The sequence below is a fragment of the Phocaeicola intestinalis genome, assembly GCF_014837065.1.
Classification (GTDB): domain Bacteria; phylum Bacteroidota; class Bacteroidia; order Bacteroidales; family Bacteroidaceae; genus Phocaeicola; species Phocaeicola intestinalis.
Map to the genome: position 1 here is coordinate 135,467 of NZ_JACSPP010000003.1, position 21,674 is coordinate 157,140.

Below are 21,674 nucleotides of genomic sequence, written 5' to 3' on the forward strand. Positions count from 1 at the left end.
AATGAGAAACGTGACGTTAATCCTTGACGACGGGAGCCGGTTTCACGGCAAGTCGTTCGGTTATGAGAAGCCGGTAGCGGGTGAAGTGGTGTTTAATACGGCGATGACCGGATATCCGGAAAGCCTGACAGACCCTTCGTATGCAGGTCAGTTGATGACGTTGACTTATCCGCTGGTAGGAAACTACGGGGTGCCTCCGTTCACATTCGAGGCGAACGGTTTGCCTACTTTTATGGAGAGTGAAAAAATACATGCTGAGGCGATTATCGTGAGTGATTATAGCGAGCGGTATAGCCACTGGAATGCTGTGGAGAGCTTGGCGGACTGGTTGAAGCGTGAGCAGATTCCCGGTATCACAGGCATTGACACACGCGAACTTACGAAGGTGTTGCGTGAGCACGGTGTGATGATGGGAAAGATTGTGTTCGATGATGAACCGGACAACGTTCCCGAAGCGCAATACGCCGGAGTGAACTATGTGGATAAAGTATCGTGTAAGGACGTGATTCGCTATAACGAGGGTAACGGGCGCAAGAAGGTAGTGTTGGTGGATTGTGGGGTGAAGTCCAATATCATCCGTTGTCTGCTCAAGCGCGGTGTGGAGGTTATCCGTGTGCCTTGGGATTACGACTTTAACGGACTGGACTTTGACGGGCTTTTTATTTCCAACGGACCGGGCGACCCTGATACGTGCGATGCGGCTGTGCAGAACATCCGCAAAGCGATGCAGAACGAAAAACTTCCCATTTTCGGTATCTGTATGGGGAATCAGTTGCTTTCGAAGGCAGGAGGTGCAAAAATATATAAGTTAAAGTACGGTCATCGGAGCCATAACCAGCCGGTACGTATGGTAGGGACGGAGCGTTGTTTCATCACTTCGCAGAATCACGGATATGCGGTGGACAATAATACCTTGGGAGCCGATTGGGAACCGCTTTTCATCAACATGAATGATGGCTCGAACGAAGGAATCCGCCACAAATGCAATCCTTGGTTCTCGGCTCAGTTTCATCCGGAAGCAGCCAGCGGGCCTACAGATACGGAATTCCTTTTCGATGAGTTCGTGAAACTGCTCTGAGATTTAGGATAAAACGCGGATTAACGCAGATTTCCGCGGATTATTTTAATAAAAAATTTAATCTGCGTGAATCTGCGCTAATCTGCGTTTCAAAAAAGGAATAAGAACTAACAACTAATTATAGAAATATCAATGAAAGATAACATAAAGAAAGTATTGTTGCTGGGTTCCGGCGCATTGAAGATCGGTGAAGCTGGCGAATTTGATTATTCCGGTTCGCAGGCACTGAAGGCTCTTAAGGAAGAAGGTATCGAAACGGTGCTTATCAATCCCAATATCGCTACGGTGCAGACTTCGGAAGGTGTGGCTGATAAGATTTATTTCCTTCCTGTCACTCCTTATTTTGTGGAGAAAGTCATCGATAAGGAACGTCCGGATGGGGTGTTGCTCTCGTTTGGCGGACAAACGGCATTGAATTGCGGTGTCGCTCTCTATCAGGGAGGGGTGTTCGAGAAATACGGCGTGCAGGTATTGGGTACTCCCGTACAGGCCATTATGGATACGGAAGATCGCGAACTCTTTGTGAAGAAGCTGGATGAAATCAACGTGAAGACCATCAAGAGCGAGGCTTGCGAGAATATTGAGCAGGCACGCCAGGCGGCACGCGACTTGGGCTATCCGGTTATTATCCGTGCAGCATACGCCTTGGGAGGTCTTGGTTCAGGCTTTTGCGATAACGAAGAAGAACTGAATGTGCTGGCGGAAAAAGCATTTTCCTTCTCTCCGCAGGTTTTGGTGGAAAAGAGCCTGAAAGGATGGAAAGAAGTGGAATACGAGGTAGTGCGTGACCGGTTCGACAATTGCATCACGGTCTGCAATATGGAAAACTTCGACCCGCTGGGCATTCATACGGGTGAAAGTATCGTCATTGCTCCGAGCCAGACGCTGACCAACAGTGAATACCATAAGCTGCGCGAGCTTGCCATCCGTATCATCCGTCACATCGGTATCGTGGGCGAATGTAATGTGCAATATGCTTTCGACCCTGAATCGGAAGACTATCGTGTGATTGAGGTAAATGCCCGTCTGAGCCGTTCCTCTGCACTGGCATCGAAGGCAACAGGGTATCCGCTGGCATTTGTAGCTGCCAAGTTGGGACTGGGCTATGGACTGTTTGACCTGAAGAACTCAGTGACCAAGACCACATCGGCATTTTTCGAACCAGCACTCGACTATGTGGTATGTAAGATTCCGCGCTGGGACTTGGGCAAGTTCCACGGTGTAGACCGTGAGTTAGGCTCTTCGATGAAGTCGGTAGGCGAAGTTATGGCTATCGGACGTACGTTTGAGGAAGCGATTCAGAAAGGCCTTCGTATGATAGGGCAGGGCATGCACGGTTTTGTAGAAAACAAAGAACTGGTCATTGCCGATATCGACAAGGCATTGCGCGAACCTACCGACAAGCGTATCTTTGTTATTTCGAAGGCGATGCGTGCCGGTTATACCGTTGACCAAATCCACGACCTGACCAAGATAGACAAATGGTTCCTTTACAAACTGGAAAACATTATGCAGACTTCCAAAGAACTGCACGAATGGGGGAACAATCATATACAGCTTTCCGAACTTCCGAAAGAATTGCTTTATAAAGCCAAACGTCAGGGATTTTCCGATTTTCAGGTGGCACGTGCCATCGGTTATCAAGGTGAGATGGAAGACGGTATTCTTGCCGTGCGTGCGTATCGTAAAGCCATCGGTGTACTTCCGGTCGTAAAACAGATTGATACCCTTGCCGCTGAATATCCTGCACAGACCAACTATCTGTATCTGACGTATAACGGTGTGGCAAACGATGTGCATTATTTGGGCGACCACAAGAGTATTGTGGTGCTTGGTTCAGGAGCTTACCGTATCGGTTCATCGGTGGAATTTGACTGGTGCGGCGTGCAGGCATTGAATACCATCCGCGAGGAAGGGTATCGTTCGGTAATGATTAACTATAATCCCGAAACGGTTTCTACTGACTATGATATGTGCGATCGTCTCTATTTCGACGAACTGACATTTGAACGCGTAATGGATATTCTTGACTTGGAAAATCCGCATGGAGTCATTGTTTCGACTGGCGGTCAGATTCCAAACAATCTTGCCATGCGCCTCGATGCACAAAAAGTGAACATTTTGGGAACATCTGCCAAGAGTATCGACAATGCTGAAGACCGCGATAAGTTCTCGGCTATGCTCGACCGCATCGGTGTAGACCAGCCCGAATGGAGCGCACTGACTTCGATGGACGACATCAACGCCTTTATTCAGAAAGTCGGTTTCCCGGTATTGGTACGTCCGTCGTATGTACTTTCAGGAGCCGCTATGAATGTTTGTTCCAACCAAGACGAACTGGAACGTTTCTTGCAGCTTGCCGCCAATGTATCGAAAAAACATCCGGTAGTAGTGAGCCAGTTCATCGAACATGCCAAGGAAGTGGAAATGGACGCCGTGGCTCAGAACGGTGAGATTATCGTTTATGCCATCTCCGAGCATATCGAGTTTGCCGGTGTACATTCGGGAGATGCTACCATTCAGTTCCCTCCCCAAAAACTGTATGTGGAGACAGTGCGCCGTATCAAGCGCATTTCCCGTCAGATAGCCAAGGAACTGAACATTTCCGGACCGTTCAATATCCAGTTCCTTGCCCGCGACAATGATATCAAGGTGATTGAGTGTAACCTCCGTGCTTCCCGTTCGTTCCCGTTCGTGAGCAAGGTGCTCAAGATAAACTTCATTGAACTTGCCACTAAGGTGATGCTCGGGCTTCCGGTAGAGAAACCTGAAAAGAACCTCTTCGAACTGGATTATGTAGGCATTAAGGCGAGCCAGTTCTCGTTTAACCGCTTGCAGAAAGCCGACCCTGTATTGGGCGTGGATATGGCATCTACGGGCGAAGTCGGTTGTTTGGGTGATGATACTTCATGCGCCATCCTGAAAGCGATGCTTTCGGTGGGATATCGTATTCCTGAAAAGAATATTCTGCTTTCTACGGGTAGCACCAAGCAGAAGGTGGATATGCTTCAGGCATCGCGTGCATTGAAAGCGAAAGGCTATAATCTCTATGCTACTGGCGGTACTTCGAAGTTCCTCACCGAGAACGGCATTGAGAATACCCGTGTGTACTGGCCCAGCGAAGAAGGACATCCGCAGGCACTTGAGATGCTTCATAAGAAAGAAATCGATATGGTGGTGAACATTCCGCGTGACTTGTCGGTAGGTGAACTTACCAATGGTTACAAGATTCGTCGTGCGGCTATTGACTTGAATATCCCGTTGATAACAAATGCCCGTCTGGCAAGTGCGTTTATCAATGCATTTTGCTCGATGAGCATTGATGACATAGCCATCAAGAGTTGGGACGAGTATAAATAAAGGTCGATTTTTCAGATAGAAAAAGAGGCTGTATCAAAATGAAAACTAATTTTTATTTTGATACAGCCTCTTTCTTGTGTATAAGTGAAATCGTCTTTTATTCGGCAAGCACTTTCTGAAAAAGTTCAGGCTGGTCCAGATTGACCAAGTCTGGCTCTTTCTCTATAGCAGTGCGATAGGCTTTTTCATTTGCGTTTAGGATAGCTGCCATAATGCGGATGCCGTTAGCCTTGCAGAACGCCTTGAATTCCGGTGTGATTTGTTCGGGATTGATTTCTACGTACGACGGGCGGCATACCGTCATCCAATATTGCAGGCGGGCGATGTCACCAGCGTTTACCTTGATTTTCATTTCCGGAGCAAGGCGGACAAACTCTTTCAGCATTCCTTCATCGGCGAACCAGAAGAAACTGTTCGTGGCGAATCCTTTCTGGCGGACCAGTCTTACGAGGTCTTTTACGGGCGTGCCGCGTTTCACATCGAAGAATACATTTGCTTTTCCGTAGAGCGAATCGAGCATTTCCGAGATGCGGGGGATACGTGTGCCGGCATATTCTTTTCCAAACCAACTTCCTGCGTCTAATTTGTCCACTTCGTCAGAATTCATATCGGCTAATGCGCCTTGCCCGTTGGTGGTGCGGTCGAGGGTCTCGTCGTGCAGGTTATACAGCACTCCGTCTTTGCTTTTCCGTACATCCAGCTCTATCCACGTGGCACCGTGTTCCAAAGCTGCGTATGCCGAAGCCACCGTGTTTTCGGGTGCCAAATGGTTGGCGCCCCGGTGTACCACTACCTCTATCGGATCCTTGTATGTAGCAGAAGGATGCTCTACCTGCCAGTTTACGTTCAGCGGATTGTTCTGCATCTTCCATATCAAGGGCAGGGACTCATTATCCAATATCCATATTTCTGCTCCTTCGGTTTGGTCTATGCAATAGATGAGCGGGCATCCCAAGGCTTCTCCTTTTTTGTTTCCTTTCTTGTAAACCGTCTGGTTATAGTGAAATGCCCCGGTCGTCTTCAGTTCCTTGTAGGCTTGGCGTGAGAGCATGTAGGCGGTTTCGTTTATGCCTAACAGGCGGTTTTCTTTGTCTACGGGCTGGAGGAAGCATAATGAGTTTCCCGCTTCTTGCGATGCGGGAGCCATCAGGTAGCTTCCTTTTTGCCAATGCAGGTTCCGCAAGATGCGCCAGTCGATGCGCAACGTGTCGTTCTTTTCGCGGAATGACATTTCGTATTTGCGGGTCTGTCCGTGGAGTTTGAACACGAACAGTAATGTATCAGGCAGGGCGGTTTGCGCGCATATACTTCCGGTGCAGCATGCACCTATAATCAATAAAGAGAGAAGATATATCTTTTTCATGATGCAACTATATTCGTTTATAATCCTAATTCTGTTCCCCATTTGCCGGGCTTGTTTCCCATCTTCAATACCAGTTCGCCGCCAGCCACGAGGTCTTTATGGCGCAGGGCGGAGTAAGGGTAATCCTTCCCGTTCAAAGTAACCGACTGGATGTACCGGTTCTCGTCCGAGAGGCGTTCTGCTCGGATGGTAAAGTCTTTTCCGTCTTCCAGATGGAAGGTGGTTTCTTTCAGCATCGGGGCATGTATCAGATAATAGTCTTGTCCGGCATTGGGATAAAGTCCTGTCATGTGGAAGGCAAGCCACGAAGACATCGCTCCCGAATCATCGTTTCCGGGAAGTCCCATCGGAGAGTCGTTAAAGTGGGTGGTGATGATTTCGCGGATGCGGTCATCGCTCCGCCAGGGTTTCCCTATCCAGTGATACAGGCAGGGGGTAAGAAACGAAGGCTCGTTGTTCACATTATAAAAGCCTTTGTCGAAGAAGATGTCGAGGCGTTCTTCGAATTTCTCCTTCCCTCCGCATTGTGCGATAAGCCCCGGCACATCGTGAGGGATGCTGAGCGAGTATTCCCACGAGCTGGCTTCGTAGAAGAACATGTCCCACCACGGGATGTACCACGGTCCTTCGAAGGTGACCGGTGTGTAGGTGTACGTAGGCTTCAGCACTTTCGAGTTACCGAAAGGTATCTGGTCGAGCCAGTTTCCCTCCTTGTCGCGCGGCATGATGAATCCTTTTGCCCCTTCGTGTTCGTAATCGCTTCGCCACAGGTTTTTCCAATTCTCCGATTGTTTCAGGTAGTGTCGGTAGAGGTCTTCTTTTCCCAGTCCTTTAGCTACCAGAGCAATGGCATAATCGCAATACGCATATTCTACGGTACGGTTTCCTGCACGTGGGATGCCGTGGGGGATGTAGCCCAATTCCAGGTAAGGCACCAGTCCGCCGCGTCCTTCCGCTTCCTGATTTCCTCCGGGTGCTGCGGTAGCATCCTGCAACATCGCTTTCAGCGCCAGTTCATAGTCGATGCCTTTCAAGCCTTTCACAAAAGCGTCGGCGATGACGATTTCGGCATTCGAGCCTCCTTGCGTACGTCCGTTGGCGTTTCCGCTTCGTGCGTCGGGCATGTATCCATCCCGTTTATAGATGGTGATGAGCGAGCGCACTATGTCGGTTTCGCGTTGCGGGTCGATAAGTGTGATGAGTGGGGTAGAGGTGCGGTAAGTGTCCCAAATGGCGTAATAGTCATCGTAATAAGGCTCAGGGTCGTTCCAAAGCGGATTCTCTTCGGTGCGGTCTACGGGCATAATCATCGTGTGATAGAGCGCGGTATAGAACATCCGCTTTTGCGTTTCGGGAGTTTCGGGAGCGATTTCAATCGCCTTGAACAGCTTTTCCCATTGTGCCAGCAGGCCGTTATGCACTTTTTCGAAAGACCAGTGGGGAATGTAGGTACGGGCATTGTGCTTGGCACGTTGGCTGCTCAGGAAAGAGATGCCGATTTTCAGTTGCACCACCGAGTCTCCTTCGGCAAAACGGAGCAAGGCGCCGGTTTTCTCATACGAATCGAATTGGGAGCGTTCGTCGGTTATCTTGCTTCCTTTCCATGTGCGGCACTGGGTGAAAGGCTTGTCGGTTTCGGCGTAAAAGTAAACCGTATAGGCGCGTCCGTTGTTCCAGCCTCCCCGGATTCGGGTATAGCCGCTCACTTCATGGTCGGACAGGATTTCTATTTCCGAACCTACGAACTGTTGGGCTTCACGTGCATCGGGCACGGGGCTTTCTCCCAAGAAGAAACCGGCATCGATAGCCAATGATTTCAAGGAATCAGCGGGATAGGTGAAGCGGTAGAACGAAGCCCGCTCCGTGGTGGTGATTTCCGTACGGATGCCGCTCTGCTTAAATCGGGTATCGTAATATCCCAGCCGGATGTTTTCGTAAGCCCGATAATCCAAGTGTTGGGTTTGGTCCATTCCGTTGCAGAAAGGCGTCACTAAAATATTCCCATACTTGGGACCTCCTCCGGTTCCGCTTACGTGTACTTGCGAGAATCCGTCCACCCGTTCGGGCATGGGCAGCCAGCCGCTATTGGGTGAAGGAGTGCAGTCGGGCGAAGGTTTGACCATTCCATAAGGGCAAGACGGACCGATAAATACCCGTCCCAGTCCTTCCGACCCGATGCGCGGGTCTACATAGTCGGTCAGTTGCGTTTGAGCGGAGGCGTAAATTATGCCGCTTAGGCACAAACCAGCCGTCAAGCCAATCAGTTTTTGAAGTTTCATGTTGCTCTATTGTATTTTATGTAAAAAGTTGATAATGGTTGGGTTGATGTTTTTACAAAGATACATTTTTTTACCTTCTCTGTCAAAGAAACCTATTCCTTAGTTTCCATGATTGGGTGAAAAAATAATCTTTGTATGGCAATAAGAAATTGTTTTGAAATATTCCAAAAGTTTTCTTGGCTTGATGTATTCGTTTTCGTGTGTGCTTTGGGCGATTTGGGGGGTTCTTCCCGTTTTTGTTTTTCGTCAGAGATAGCCCGCTATCTTCCTTATCACACAAACGGAAATGCCTCAAAAACTCATCCCAATATAGCTGCATTGTTTGTAAGAAGCTGTTTTGAATTTCTCCAAAAAGTTTTTCTTGGCTTGATGTATCCGTTTTCGTGTGTGCTTTGGGCGATTTTTTGGTTCTTTTCGCTCCTGTTCTTCGTCAGATAGCCCGCTATCTTCCTCATCACAGAAGCGAAAATGCCTCAAAAACTCATCCCAAATCATCGCACGATAAATTCAAAACAGCTTCTAAGATTATTAATCTTACAGCGTGAAGATTAATAATCTTTCGGCATGAAGATTAATAATCTTACAAGAAATGCACTCATGCTATTATTACTAAAAACGCCCGACTTCATTCATATGAAATCGGGCGCAAACTTAACAAAAACTGTTTTGAATTTCTACAAAAAGTATTCTTGGCTTAATGTATTCGTTTTCGTATGCGTTTTGGGCAATTTTTTAATCCTTTCCGCTTCTGTTCTTGTCAGATAGCTTGCTGTCTTCTTCTTCACAGTATTGGAAATGCCTTAAAAACCCATCCCCAACCAGCACACGATAAATTCAAAACAGTTTCTCAAATATCTGAAAAAATTACTTTTCTTTCTTAGCCGCAGCTGTCTTTCTTGTGGTTGTTGTTTTCTTTGCCGCAGGCTTCTTAGCTTCAGATTTCTTCAATTCGGCTTGAAGCTTGGTCACCTCATCGTTCAGCTGAACCAACTCTTCACCTTGATTCTTGATAGTGGTAAGCAAAGACCCTAACTCTTCATTGTCCATATCTGCCGGATACAACGAATTGACACGAGCCAAGAAATCGCCTAAGATGTTCATATAATTAGTAAATGCATCATAAGGTGAATCATAGATACCTCTATCCAGCCCAACTCCCGTATCTTTTGTAGTCATAAAACGGAAATTATTGCTTGCCTGCAGGTAGAACCAGTCTTGCTTGATACGGCGGTCGTCGCACAAATGCACACGCTCGGCCACACTGTACAGTTTGTTAAACGCTTCGCGCTGCATCACATTACCCAGCCATGGACTGATGTCTCTTTCTTCATCCGACCAAGACATCGGATAAGGCACATCCATCATATCTACCGATTTCAATTTCGTAACAATTTCGGTAGGGGTCGAGAATGTGATGCCCCGCTGCTTGGCACATGCAGGCAATGCTTTCAAGAATTCCAGGATGTTGGAAGACAACGGTTGTGCTATACCGAGAGCCGACAGTTCCATAAAAATGTTGATGACCTGTTCGTTTTCGGGCAAAGTGGCAATCCAGTCTATATAAGTATCTGCAAACAAGGGATATTCGCTCCATTCCGAATTAGAGAAGCGCAGGCTGATATCATCCGACAGCTTGAAGTCGCGCATCAACAGTTTCAGATTCGGGTTCTCGGCGCAATGATACAGATAGTGCGGGCTCTTCCATCCCAACACATGCTTCGCACCTTCTATCAGTTGGCCCTTAAAGCCCATGCTGGCTACGATTCCACCTATTTCATTGTCGTAAATCAAGCTGGAATTACGGAACACTTTCGGATCCTGACCGAAATAATCCTTGATTTTTTTACGCATAAATTCTACTTCTTCACGGAAGCATTCTTCGTTTGCCAACGAAGACAAGCCGTGAGAATAAGGCTCGCATATAAATTCGCAACAGCCTGTGGCATTCAGTTCCTGCAACAGTTCGATAACAGCCGGTGCATGTATCTCCAATTGTTCGAGTGCTACACCTGAAATGGAAAGACCAACCTTAAAAGCTCCTTCATTGTTTTTTGCCATTTCAATCAGGGTGGTCAATGCCGGAATATACGAACGTTCCGCCACGTCGTTGATGCCCTGTTCGTTTGCGTAATCATCGTAGTAATAATGGTCTGTACCAATTTCAAAAAAACGATAGCGTTTGAGATGTGTTATCTGATGTATTTCAAAGTAAAGACAGATTGTTTTCATATCGATTTTGTATAATTATAGTTTTCCACAATTTTTTAAAGTCTGTTCGTATAAGCCGCGAATCTTCACGCCTACTTTCTCCCATACAATACCGTCGACTTCTTTCTTTCCTTCATCGCGCAGGTATTCGTACAATGCCGGATAAGTACAAATAGCATGAATGGCATCTGCCATGGCATGAATATCCCAATAATCGGTCTTTATACATTTACTCAAGATTTCGGCACACCCCGACTGCTTGGAAATAATGGTAGGCACACTACATTGCATAGCTTCCAGTGGCGATATGCCGAACGGCTCGGATACGGAAGGCATGATGTACACATCGCTGGCTTTCAATACCTCGTACACCTGTTTGCCTCTCATGAAGCCCGGGAAATGGAAACGGTCGGCAATGCCTCTTTCGGCAGCCAGACGAATCATGGCATTCATCATATCACCGCTACCTGCCATGACGAAACGCACGTGACGCGCACGGCGCAATACCATCGCAGCCGCTTCAACAAAATATTCCGGTCCTTTCTGCATGGTGATACGTCCCAGGAAGGTAACGATTTTCTCTTTCGGATTTTTACGCGGTACAATATCCTGAATCTCTTTTGACAACGGAGACACGGCATTGTGGACCGTAAAGACTTTACGCGGATCCTGATAGTATTTATGAATAACCGTCTGTCGTGTCAATTCACTCACACACATGATGCAATCGGCGTGGTCCATACCGTTCTTTTCGATGGAATAAACCGTAGGGTTTACATTGCCACGGCTACGGTCGAAATCGGTAGCATGAACATGGATGACCAACGGTTTGCCTGATACCTGCTTGGCATGAATACCTGCCGGATAGGTCAGCCAGTCGTGCGAATGGATGATATCAAATTCCTGCTGACGGGCAACCACTCCCGCCACAATGGAATAATTGTTTATTTCTTCATGCAAATTATCCGGATAACGCCCTGAAAATTCAAGGCAACCCAAATCATTGGTATGCATATAGTTGAAATCGGCATAGATATGGTCGCGCAAGTCGTAATAGAGCTGCGGGTCCATATAGTTTCCTACACGGCTTTTTACGTAATCCCATTCTACATCGCGCCATACGATAGGTACGCTGTTCATGCCGATGATTTTCAAGAAGCTTTGGTCTTCATCTCCCCATGGCTTCGGTATGCAGAAGGTAATCTGCATGTCCTCTTGTTGCGCTAAACCTTTGGTAAGTCCGTAACTGGCTGTACCTAAACCTCCCAAGATATGGGGAGGAAATTCCCATCCAAACATTAAAACTTTCATAGTATTTCCTCCCTTTTACTGATTGTCATATTTTTCTAACAGATTTAAAGTTCTCAATATTTGAGCCACGTTCATGGCGAACGAAATGGCTCCTCTGCCTCTGAATGGCGGGTTTCCATCGAATAATTCAGGAATAGAGCCTACGCAATGGAGTGACAATTCGTCTTCGAAGCTAATCATCTGACGTTCTACGAACGAAATGGCACTACGCTTGTAGATGCGCAAATAGGCTTCGAGATAGAATCCTTCCAGCCAGGGCCATGCCGTACCTTGATGGTAAGCGTAATCGCGTTGGATTTGCGGGCCTACATAATTCGGGTTGTAGCCTCCGCTCTTCGGGCTTAACGAGCGTAAACCTTTCGGAGTAAGAAGTTCCTTTGTCACAATATCGACCACGCCTTTCTTCTGTTTGGCATTCAACGGAGAATAATCGAATGCTGCTGCAAAAATCATGTTCGGGCGTACGCTCCAGTCCATCATGTCTCCGTCTACGTAATCGAGCAGATAACCGTATTCGTTCAAGAATGTGTCAATGAATGCCTTTCCTGCTTTTTCTGCCAATTGGGTTAAGGTTCCGGCAAATTCTGTATCACCTCCTTCGCCCAGCAATTCTCCGGCAAACATCAACGCGTTGTACCACAGTGTATTGAATTCGACGATATATCCTGTACGCGGAGTAACCGGACGGCCGTTCGACATTGCATTCATCCACGTAATGGCTTTGTCTCTTCCTTGGGCATATACCAGTCCGTTATCACATACTTTCAGGTTCGGATGTTTTCCTTCGGTAAGATACGTCATGATGTCTTTCAATAATGCCCCGTATTTGCTTCGTGCCGCATCGCGTGATACCATTTTTGCGTATTGCTGGATAGTCCATACTGCCCATAACAATACATCCGGATGTTCCATTTCGTAGACTTTCAGCGTTGCGGGTTCGCCTTTCATGAATTCGTAAATCGCTTTAGATGCCGTGTCCATCACCGTTTCGAACTTGTCTGTTTCATTGATGGCAAGCATCAGTCCCGGCAGAGAGATGAACATGTCACGCGCACGGCATTTGAACCATGGGTAGCCTGCCAAGACGTATGACTCGTCTCCTTGTTTGTTCAGGAACTGGTGGGCGGCATTAATCAGGCAATGCTTGAAATTGTCGCGCGGAGTACGGCGGTCTGCTTCTTCCGAGAAGAGTTGGTCCAGATTAGCGGTTTCAATTTCCGAAATGCCTCCCGAGAACACAACCGGATGGTCTTTAGTGATTTCCATTTCGAAATACCCCGGCACATACAGGTCTTCATTGAAATCGTATCCGCGTTCTTGTTCTTTCGGATACTCTATGCCCCGGTACCAATCCGGTTGGAAATGGAATTCGTTCGGGCAATTGGTCTGCATGAACAATTCGGGATATCCCGGATACATACATGTTTTGATTCCGTTTTTTACGGTATCATACTGGCGGCTTGCCTGTGCGTTTTCATGAGTGTACTGACGTACGCTACGGAAAGCTAAATACGGGCGCAAGCGAAGTGTCGTACTGGAATGAGCGTCCAGCAAAGTATAACGAATCAAAATACGGTTCTCATGATGCACGAACAACTTTTCTTTCTTCAGCACTACACCTCCCACTCTGTAAATAGTAGTAGGCACTTTCTCGCATTCGAACTCTCGGATGTACTTGTGACCACGCGGACTGAAAGTGTCTCCATGATATTTATGGAGTCCCAGATTAAATTCAGCCCCATGCTGGATGACCGTTTCATCGAGCGAGGACAACAACACATGGTTTTCATCATCCAGTTCCGGCACGGGGATGACCAATAAACCATGGTATTTGCGAGTGTTGCAATCTACTATTGTAGAGCAATGATACGCGCCAGAACGATTAGTCCGAAGAATTTCACGTGTCAAAGATTCTTCCAAATTCGTCATCAGCGTCTTGTCAAATCGTAAATAACTCATAGCTGTTATATTAAGGTTATTAATTGCATAAAAAATGTTATTTCTTTAACACCTCAAAATTAGTAATTAAATAAACAAGGCAAAATGAAAAGTTCGTTTTTTTTTCCCGTTTACCTAAAAAAATTGCATTTTTCTTATTACAGGCAACACTATATTACAGAATGTGTGTTTTATAGCATAATTTAAGACATCGGCCTAACTAAATGCCCCAATCGGAACAAGATACACAAAAATGATGTCTGATGTTCCAATCGGGGACTGAAGATCTAATGTTAATAAGAGAAATTTTCGCCTTTCACATATACTTTAAAATCTTTGATGCCTCCGGGCACATTGCTTTCCATACGGGGCAGATATTGGATTGCAGTCAGGGTATGCTTCGCTCCCAAATCAATTACGACCGCATGAGGATAAGCCGAACCGGTTTCGGTACTCCAGTAGGTAGACTCCTGCAAATCGAAAATCTTATCCGCCGAACGGTTTACTTGCGATACATCTTCGCTATCCGCATATTTTACAATCCACGGTTCACGCGAAAGACGTTCTCCGTTTTCATCAAGCAGATACATTTCGGCAATACATGCCAAGTCTTTTCCGTCTTGCGCATTCAAGGCTTCTATACAGACATAACGTCCCGAAACCGGCTTGCCGAATTTCATTTCCTGCCATCCGTTGCCCGCTTTGAAGCTTCCGCTCAATACCGGAGTCTCTCCCGCAAGCCGGAGTTCTTCACCCTTATTGCGATGTGTCAGCGGCTTATTCACCAGCAATTGGTTCAGAATCGGTTCTTCCAACCCTTCCGTACGGGCTTCTTTTGGACCTACGATATCAAATACCAATATTTCATTTTCGCCTTCTTTCAACCAACATCCCGGGACATACAATGTCTGCTGAGGACCGATTTCCCAAATGCGTCCGATGCCATATCCGTTTACATAAACCAAGCCTTTGCCCCATGTTTCAAAGTTCAAGAACGTATCGCCCGGCTTCTCTACGTGGAATGTAGCCCGGTAGCAACCCGGCACACGCTGGCCTTGCGCATCTTTTACCGACTTCAGCGGTTCAAACTTCAAACCTTTATACCATTCGTAACGGTCTTCCAGGTTATAAACCTTCCAGCCTTTCAATTCGGTAGTACGTCCTCCGTTCTTCAATTCGACCTTTTCGGTAATTCCTTTAAAGTCTTTGATAGCCCGTCCGAAATTGATACGTCCCATGGCTTCCACCAAGATATCCAATTGCGCACCTTCGGCACATGCCGGAATATCCAGTTGCTTTTCCCCGTTCCGGCGGTCCAGTTTGCCGATATATTTCCCGTCAATAAAGATTTGTGCATAATCATGAGCTTCGGTTACGGTAAGTGTAGCCGAACGGTCAATCTTGGGCAAAGTTGTGCGGTAAAGAATGCTTCCGAATCCCTGATCGTACTCTTCCATCGTGCGGATGGTATCATCGCTCTTCGGTTCGGGCAGATTAGCGAACAGCGGAGCCACTTCGGTAAACTCGAAAGCCGGTACGGAGATAGTCGGGATATCATCGGGCACTTTAGCCTGCTTCTTTCCGTCCATATATTTCGCCAAGGTCTCACGCAATTTCTCGTATTTCGGCGTAATCTTTCCCGATTCGCTGATAGGCGCATCATAATCATACGAAGTCACATCCGGTGCAAATCCCGGCGAGTTCGCTCCAGCCCAGTGTCCCCAGTTGGTACCGCCGTGAGTCATGTAAAGACTGAACGAAATACCCTTTGAAAGCATTTCATCAATGCCGGCAATCATATCATCTGCCGCACGGGTCTCGTGATTGGCTCCCCATTTGTCGAACCATCCGCTCCAGAACTCGCTACACATCAACGGGCTGTCGGGACGTACTTTCTTTAATGGAGCAAACTGTTCGTCGATATTCGCACCTGTACCGAAGTTCATGGTCCACACCAAATCGTCTAATGCATTGAGTTGGAAATTGGATGCCCAGTCGCATTGGAACAAGGTTACATCGCCGAAATTCTCGCGCACGATGTCGCGTATCTTCGCTACATATTCCTTGCTTTCGCCATACGATCCGTATTCATTCTCTACCTGTACCATAATAATAGGGCCGCCCTTTTGTATGGTCAATCCAGCCACCTGATTGGCAACTTCTTTCTCGAAGATAGCCACACGTTCCAGGAAATACGGGTCGTCCTCACGCAAACGGATGTCTTTTTTCTTTAAAAGCCACCAGGGCAGACCGCCCATTTCCCACTCGGCACATACATACGGACCGGGACGGAGGATAACATACATATCATTCTTCTGGCACAGGCGGCAGAACTCAGCCAAGTCCTTTTGCCCGGTAAAGTCGAACTCTCCCGGCTTCTCTTCATGGAAATTCCAGAAAACATACAGGCAAATTGTATTCATCCCTAACGCCTTGCATTGCTTGATGCGATGCTCCCAATAGGCACGTGGAATACGAGGATAATGCAACTCGGCAGCCTTTACCACAAAAGGCTCGCCATTGAGCAGGAAACTTCCTTTCCCTGCCTCAAACGTTCCGCTTTCAGCTTTCGGCGCACACGACTGAAATCCAGTCATCGCTCCAATAGAAAGCAGAAGCGACACGCCAATAGTTGCCAATTTATTCATACAAGTTTTCTTTAAAAGTTAACAAATAATTTCATGTTATCAGATTGTCTGCACAAAGATAGGAAAAAATGGATAGCCGAAAGAGAAAATAATCAGTCAAATTAGAGGCATAAACCGGTCAAAAACACTTTCTCGCATACATCGTAATGCAGAAAGCCCTATCTTTGTTAAAAGAATAATCCAAACAAATACTATTAACCAAAAACAATTAACCATGAATTACAAGACACGTATGCTTGCCTTGCTCGCGTTGTTTCTGCTGACAATTTCAGTATCGCGGGCATCCCAGACAGAAGAAAAAGACTATGTAGGCTATCTCTTCACGTATTTCACCGGAAACCACATCAGTGAAGAAGCGGTATGTTTTGCCGTCAGTATGGACGGGTATTCTTTTTATGCACTGAACGGCAACAAGCCGGTGCTCGACTCGAAAGTCATCAGTTCGACCGGAGGTGTACGCGACCCGCATATCCTGCGGTGCGAAGACGGAAAGACTTTCTACATGGTCGTGACCGATATGGTGTCGGATAACGGATGGGATTCGAACCGCGCTCTGGTGATGCTGAAATCTACCGACCTTGTCAACTGGTCGCACTCCATCATCAACATGCAGAAGCGCTATAAAGGACAGGAAAAGCTGAAACGGGTATGGGCGCCTCAAACCATCTTCGATAAAGAAGCAGGCAAGTATATGCTTTACTGGTCCATGCAATACGAAGGCGGACCGGACGTTATCTATTACGCATACGCCAACGAGGACTTCACCGACCTGACCGGTGAACCTAAACCTTTGTTTATTCCTGCCGACAAGAAATCCTGCATTGACGGGGATATTGTCTATAAGGACGGAGTGTACCATCTGTTCTATAAAACAGAAGGACATGGAAACGGCATCAAAGTTGCTACTACCCGCTCGCTTACATCTGGGGAATGGGAAGAAAGCCCCGACTACAAGCAACAGACCAAAGAAGCGGTAGAAGGTGCAGGCACATTCAAACTGATAGGACAGGACAAATACATCCTGATGTATGACGTGTACATGAAAGGGGCTTACCAATTTACGGAAACCACCGACCTGGAACACTTTAAAGTGATTGACCATGCAGTAAAGATGAACTTCCATCCACGTCACGGAACCGTTATCCCCATTACCCGTGCCGAACTGAAACGCATTACAGATAAATGGGGAAAGCCGGAGGAACTGGGCGAATTGCCTCAGAATCCGGTATTGCCCGGTTTTCATGCCGACCCGGAAATACTTTATTCAAAGAAAACTGATAAATATTACATCTATTCCACTACCGACGGTCAGCCCGGATGGGGAGGCTGGTATTTTACGGCATTCTCTTCGCCCGACCTGAAAGACTGGACTTATGAAGGCGTCATCCTCGACCTGCGCTCTCCACAGGTTCCTTGGGCAAACGGCAATGCATGGGCACCCGCCATTGAAGAAAAACTGATAGACGGAAAATACAAATACTTCTTCTATTATAGCGGCAACCCGAACGACAATTCGCGCAAACAAATCGGTGTAGCCATAGCCGACTCGCCCACAGGTCCGTTTAAGGACATGGGACAACCCATCATCACCGATTCTCCTGCCGGACACGGGCAGCAAATTGATGTGGATGTATTTACCGACCCAATGACTGGTACACCTTATATATATTGGGGCAACGGTTACATGGCAGGAGCCGAACTGAACAGCGATATGGTATCGGTAAAGAAAGAAACCATCAAGGTGTTGACTCCCAAAGGCGGAACCCTGAAAGACTATGCCTATCGCGAAGCCCCGTATGTATTCTACCGAAAAGGTACCTATTACTTCTTATGGTCGGTAGACGATACCGGCTCGCCCAACTATCATGTGGCATACGGCACATCCGATTCGCCTCTCGGTCCGATAAAGGTAGCCAAGGATCCTATCGTAACCATTCAAGACCCGGCAAAAGAAATCTACGGACCGGCGCATAACTCTGTCGTACGCAAACCAGGTACCGATGAATGGTACATCGTCTACCACCGCATCAACAAGAATTATCTGGATAAAGACAAAGGTCCGGGCGTGCACCGCGAAGTCTGCATCGACCGGCTTGAGTTCAATGAAGACGGAACCATCAGACGCGTGACACTCAACAGGTAAATCATCTAAAAACGACTTCGTACCAATATAAGAATCAACAAAAAGACACAGAGATACAAAAATATTTGATATTCACCATAAAACTTTGTATTTCTGTGTCTTCCGGTTAAAATCTTTTCAGCGTTCAGAACCTGATAGAATATTACTTTATTGGAAAATTTAAACAGGTTCTAAGACATTCTTAAAAATGCACACCTAACGTGAACAACAGCTGATGACGGTCATTGTTTACTTTGACGGCAGGAAGACCTTCCTCCAAATCAAACGCATAAAAGTCGGCCTTATAAAAATCGTACTTATAAGCCAAGTCGGCATAGAACAGCTTACCCCGATAGCCCAGACCTACCGTTACGGCCTGCAATGACTTCGTATTCATATATTCCGGATTCGTACGCGTCTCGTCAGTATCTGCGATATTTTTATACGAATCATCGTATATCAATGCCGAACGGAAATTATAACCGGCACGCACGCTGAACGTCGATGATACTTTTGTTTCCATACCGACACGAAATGTATGAACACCTTTTAACGACTCATTTACAGCTGCCGTTCCGTTAATGTATTCACTACCGTCCGTTTCAGACAACTTGGCAGAAGAATATTTGGCATATTCGTATTCTGCATCCAACGCCATGATGCCCCCTACTACCGTTCCCATACTGACATTGAAACGCCAAGGAGTGGTCAGACGAAAATCACGGACATACTGAGGATGAAGATAATCAGCTAAATTTTCAGTCATTTCTCCAAACCCCGGCAGGTTAGAAGTTAAATTAGCCGTATAACGTTCGGTTATCGAGTACCATATCGGGGTATGAATCGCCAAACCTATACGGAACGGCGAATAAGCAAACGGACGGACAATTGCTCCCAATTTCAAATCAATACCCGAACCGTCTGCACTATAAAAGTTGTTTAAAGTATAACTGCCATTGCCCGACAATGTTTCACCATACGATGAATAACGATTATAATCGAGGGTATATATACCTAATGTCACACCAAAATAATAACGGTCCTGCACATTGACAGCCATATTGATATCATACTCGTTGACGCTTCCTTCCTCACGACTGTAATATTGATTACTTAACGCCTTCCAACCTTCCATACCTACTATCCGATCACCCGATTCAGATGATTGAAGGATGGGAGAAACCAAATGAGTGCGTGCACCTAATGCGCCCAAAAAAGGAGTACCGTAAAAATACTCGTCGATGTATGGATTTTCGGCATCATACAACTCCGCAAAATCTACCTCCGTATTATAATAACCTGCGTTCAGCAACATATCCGCCATTTGCCACGTAAGTGAAGCACCATTGGCGTATTGTCCCGATGTTGAGAACTGGCGATTAAAGTTAGCACGCTTGTGATAATTAAATGCAAAATTCAAATAACGGATATTGGTCTTGTTGCCTATTTTCGTGCTCCACACCAGTCCCGCCTGGTCGAACGAAGCTTTCGTTCGTTTCTCATTGGCAACCGAACCACCCATATCCGATTTTGCCTGATTATTGTTCATGCCAAATGAGACCGTAACATCATTTCCCCGAAATAGTCCAATACCTGCAGGATTGGTTCCAATGGTCGAGATATCCGCTCCTAACGCACTCATCGCACCTCCCATGCCGACAAAACGAGCTGTCCCATTTAAATCATCGTCCATATAACGGACTACATCATATTGATTTTGAGCCATCACTGCCGACATACAGCCAAGCAGTAAGGCTATCATGCTTATCTTTTTCATATCTGTAGTTTAACTAATTTATCTTCTACGTGAACCACCGCCTCCACCTGTACTACGTGTACGTGTGCTTCCGCCTCCCATTGAACCCCGATTGAATCTGCTTCCTCCACTTGAGAAACTGTTACGGTTCGAATTATAGCTGCGGGTTTTATTCGAATTATTCACGTTACGATTATAAACCTGATTGTATGTACGTCGTGTACTGCTTGGACGGTTATAAGACGAGCCGGTCCGGTCTATCGTACTGCTCGGACGTACGTAACTGCTATTACCGCGTGAAGGACGGACATTTCCTACCCCGTTGTTCCGGTTTCCCAACGACTGAACTGAAGGACGGACAGATACACCTTCTCCTCCTGTACTTGGACGGACTACCCTACCATTCGTATACCGGCGTGCTCCTGATGAGGAGCCATTGACAACACGTCTTCTCGTAGATTGCGTGCCGCTTACCATACGGCTCCGGCGAGAACCGGAATAGCCTTCATAACGCGTGTACCTGTAATCTGTATGTCCCGGACGATGCCATCCGCTGCCTCCCCAATACGGATGCGGATGATGCCACGGTCCCCAATAGCCGGCATACCAACCGCCCCAGTAACCGCCATACCAATACGAAGAATACCACCCGCCATAATGCCATGGCGAGTACCATCCCCAACGCGGACCGGCTATACTCCAGTTCCAGCGCCAGTCCCACCACAACGGATTAGAATAGGTGGGGAACACGTAAGCATATAATCCATCGTCGTATACGTTCCAGTCCCATGATGGAAAAGCACCATACACAACATCCCAATACAAGGGGCTGCTGATAGGAATGGCATACGCCGGACTACGGAAACGGACGATACGCATGGCGTATTCGTAATCGTCTTGCGAACCTTCGAAGCCGTTCACCCATTCACCCCGTTCGCCGTAAGGTTTCTCTTCTATGTATAGGGTATCGTTCTGCATGCTGAACGTATTCTCTCTCGATGTATACCGGCGGTTGTATTCATCAATGTCACGCGTTTTCCCCGTCACGTCCTTTACCACCACTGTTGTGCCCGGAGAAACCGATGCCGTTGTAGTTGTAGTCGTTGTTGTCTGCCTCGTCACCTGACGCACCTCGGTTTTCGTTTCCGCCTTCTTTTCTTTCTTCGGAACAAAATAAAGGTCGTCATTCTGTGCCATAGCCAGCCACGGCAAGCAAGCTATCAGCAACGAAACGCCTAATCTTATCTTCATCTTCATACCTATTAAAAATTTATTGTTTACCATAATCTGCCGGAACCTGCCTATTCCTGCAATACAAAGTTAGCGAGAATCTTGTATCTCGCAAGTAGGATTTCCCTATTTCGCGGTAGGGTTTTCCCTATTTTAGAATTATTTATAGTCAATCCAAAATGAAATACTGAAATTCCGCATGATTCGTTCCATTGAACACAGAGACACAGAAGAATTGACAATGGGCAATTTGTGCCTCTGTGTTCCATTCCATTTTCACAAACCAATTTTTCTATAAAAAACTGTTTTAGAAGCTGTTTTGAATTTATCGTGCGATGATTTGGGATGAGTTTTTGAGGCATTTTCGCTTCTGTGATGAGG

The 21,674-nt window shown here is 46.7% G+C and carries 12 protein-coding genes; 3 read left to right on the forward strand and 9 right to left on the reverse strand.

Features of this window, described 5'->3' with window-relative positions; translation table 11 throughout:
• Nucleotide 1 precedes the first annotated feature (1 nt).
• On the forward strand, nt 2–1,078 hold the full coding sequence (carA, locus tag H9625_RS01875; RefSeq protein ID WP_087211457.1) for a glutamine-hydrolyzing carbamoyl-phosphate synthase small subunit: 1,077 nt from the start codon (nt 2–4) through the stop codon (nt 1,076–1,078).
• Between the two features lie 132 nt (nt 1,079–1,210).
• Nucleotides 1,211–4,438, forward strand: coding sequence for a carbamoyl-phosphate synthase (glutamine-hydrolyzing) large subunit (gene carB / locus H9625_RS01880; RefSeq protein WP_191762836.1), 3,228 nt, complete (start codon nt 1,211–1,213; stop codon nt 4,436–4,438).
• A gap of 97 nt (nt 4,439–4,535) precedes the next feature.
• Here carB and H9625_RS17555 read toward each other — a convergent pair whose 3' ends face one another.
• From H9625_RS17555 to H9625_RS01915, 7 genes are all read right to left on the reverse strand, one after another.
• Nucleotides 4,536–5,801: a glycerophosphodiester phosphodiesterase family protein gene (locus tag H9625_RS17555; RefSeq protein WP_225226192.1), complete on the reverse strand. Its 1,266-nt coding sequence runs from the start codon at nt 5,799–5,801 to the stop codon at nt 4,536–4,538.
• Nucleotides 5,802–5,818: 17 nt separating this feature from the next.
• Entirely contained in the window at nt 5,819–8,080 is a 2,262-nt protein-coding gene (locus tag H9625_RS01890) for a GH92 family glycosyl hydrolase (protein WP_191762837.1), read from the reverse strand.
• Nucleotides 8,081–8,371: 291 nt separating this feature from the next.
• Entirely contained in the window at nt 8,372–8,575 is a 204-nt protein-coding gene (locus tag H9625_RS01895) for a hypothetical protein (protein ID WP_191762838.1), read from the reverse strand.
• Nucleotides 8,576–8,944: 369 nt separating this feature from the next.
• On the reverse strand, nt 8,945–10,309 hold the full coding sequence (locus H9625_RS01900) for a glycoside hydrolase family 57 protein (RefSeq protein WP_022041175.1): 1,365 nt from the start codon (nt 10,307–10,309) through the stop codon (nt 8,945–8,947).
• A 15-nt stretch (nt 10,310–10,324) separates the two neighbouring features.
• The gene (locus H9625_RS01905; protein WP_191762839.1) at nt 10,325–11,599 is read right to left on the reverse strand and encodes a glycosyltransferase family 4 protein; all 1,275 of its coding nucleotides are present in this window, start codon (nt 11,597–11,599) and stop codon (nt 10,325–10,327) included.
• 15 nt (nt 11,600–11,614) lie between these two features.
• Nucleotides 11,615–13,558, reverse strand: a complete 1,944-nt coding sequence (locus H9625_RS01910; RefSeq protein WP_022041177.1) for a glycogen debranching enzyme N-terminal domain-containing protein — start codon at nt 13,556–13,558, stop codon at nt 11,615–11,617.
• A 272-nt stretch (nt 13,559–13,830) separates the two neighbouring features.
• Nucleotides 13,831–16,185, reverse strand: coding sequence for a beta-galactosidase (locus H9625_RS01915; RefSeq protein ID WP_191762840.1), 2,355 nt, complete (start codon nt 16,183–16,185; stop codon nt 13,831–13,833).
• A 232-nt stretch (nt 16,186–16,417) separates the two neighbouring features.
• Between H9625_RS01915 and H9625_RS01920 the strand changes: the two genes are divergently transcribed.
• Nucleotides 16,418–18,328 carry a family 43 glycosylhydrolase gene (locus tag H9625_RS01920; protein WP_394354908.1) on the forward strand — a complete coding sequence of 637 codons (1,911 nt, stop codon included), beginning with the start codon at nt 16,418–16,420 and terminating at the stop codon, nt 18,326–18,328.
• A 181-nt stretch (nt 18,329–18,509) separates the two neighbouring features.
• On the opposite strand, the gene H9625_RS01925 is transcribed toward H9625_RS01920, so the two are convergent.
• Together H9625_RS01925 and H9625_RS01930 are read right to left on the reverse strand one after the other, a co-directional pair.
• Nucleotides 18,510–20,084 (reverse strand): OmpP1/FadL family transporter, encoded by a 1,575-nt coding sequence (locus tag H9625_RS01925; RefSeq protein WP_087213051.1) that lies wholly within the window; start codon nt 20,082–20,084, stop codon nt 18,510–18,512.
• An 18-nt stretch (nt 20,085–20,102) separates the two neighbouring features.
• Nucleotides 20,103–21,314: a hypothetical protein gene (locus H9625_RS01930; protein WP_191762842.1), complete on the reverse strand. Its 1,212-nt coding sequence runs from the start codon at nt 21,312–21,314 to the stop codon at nt 20,103–20,105.
• Nucleotides 21,315–21,674: the final 360 nt, after the last annotated feature.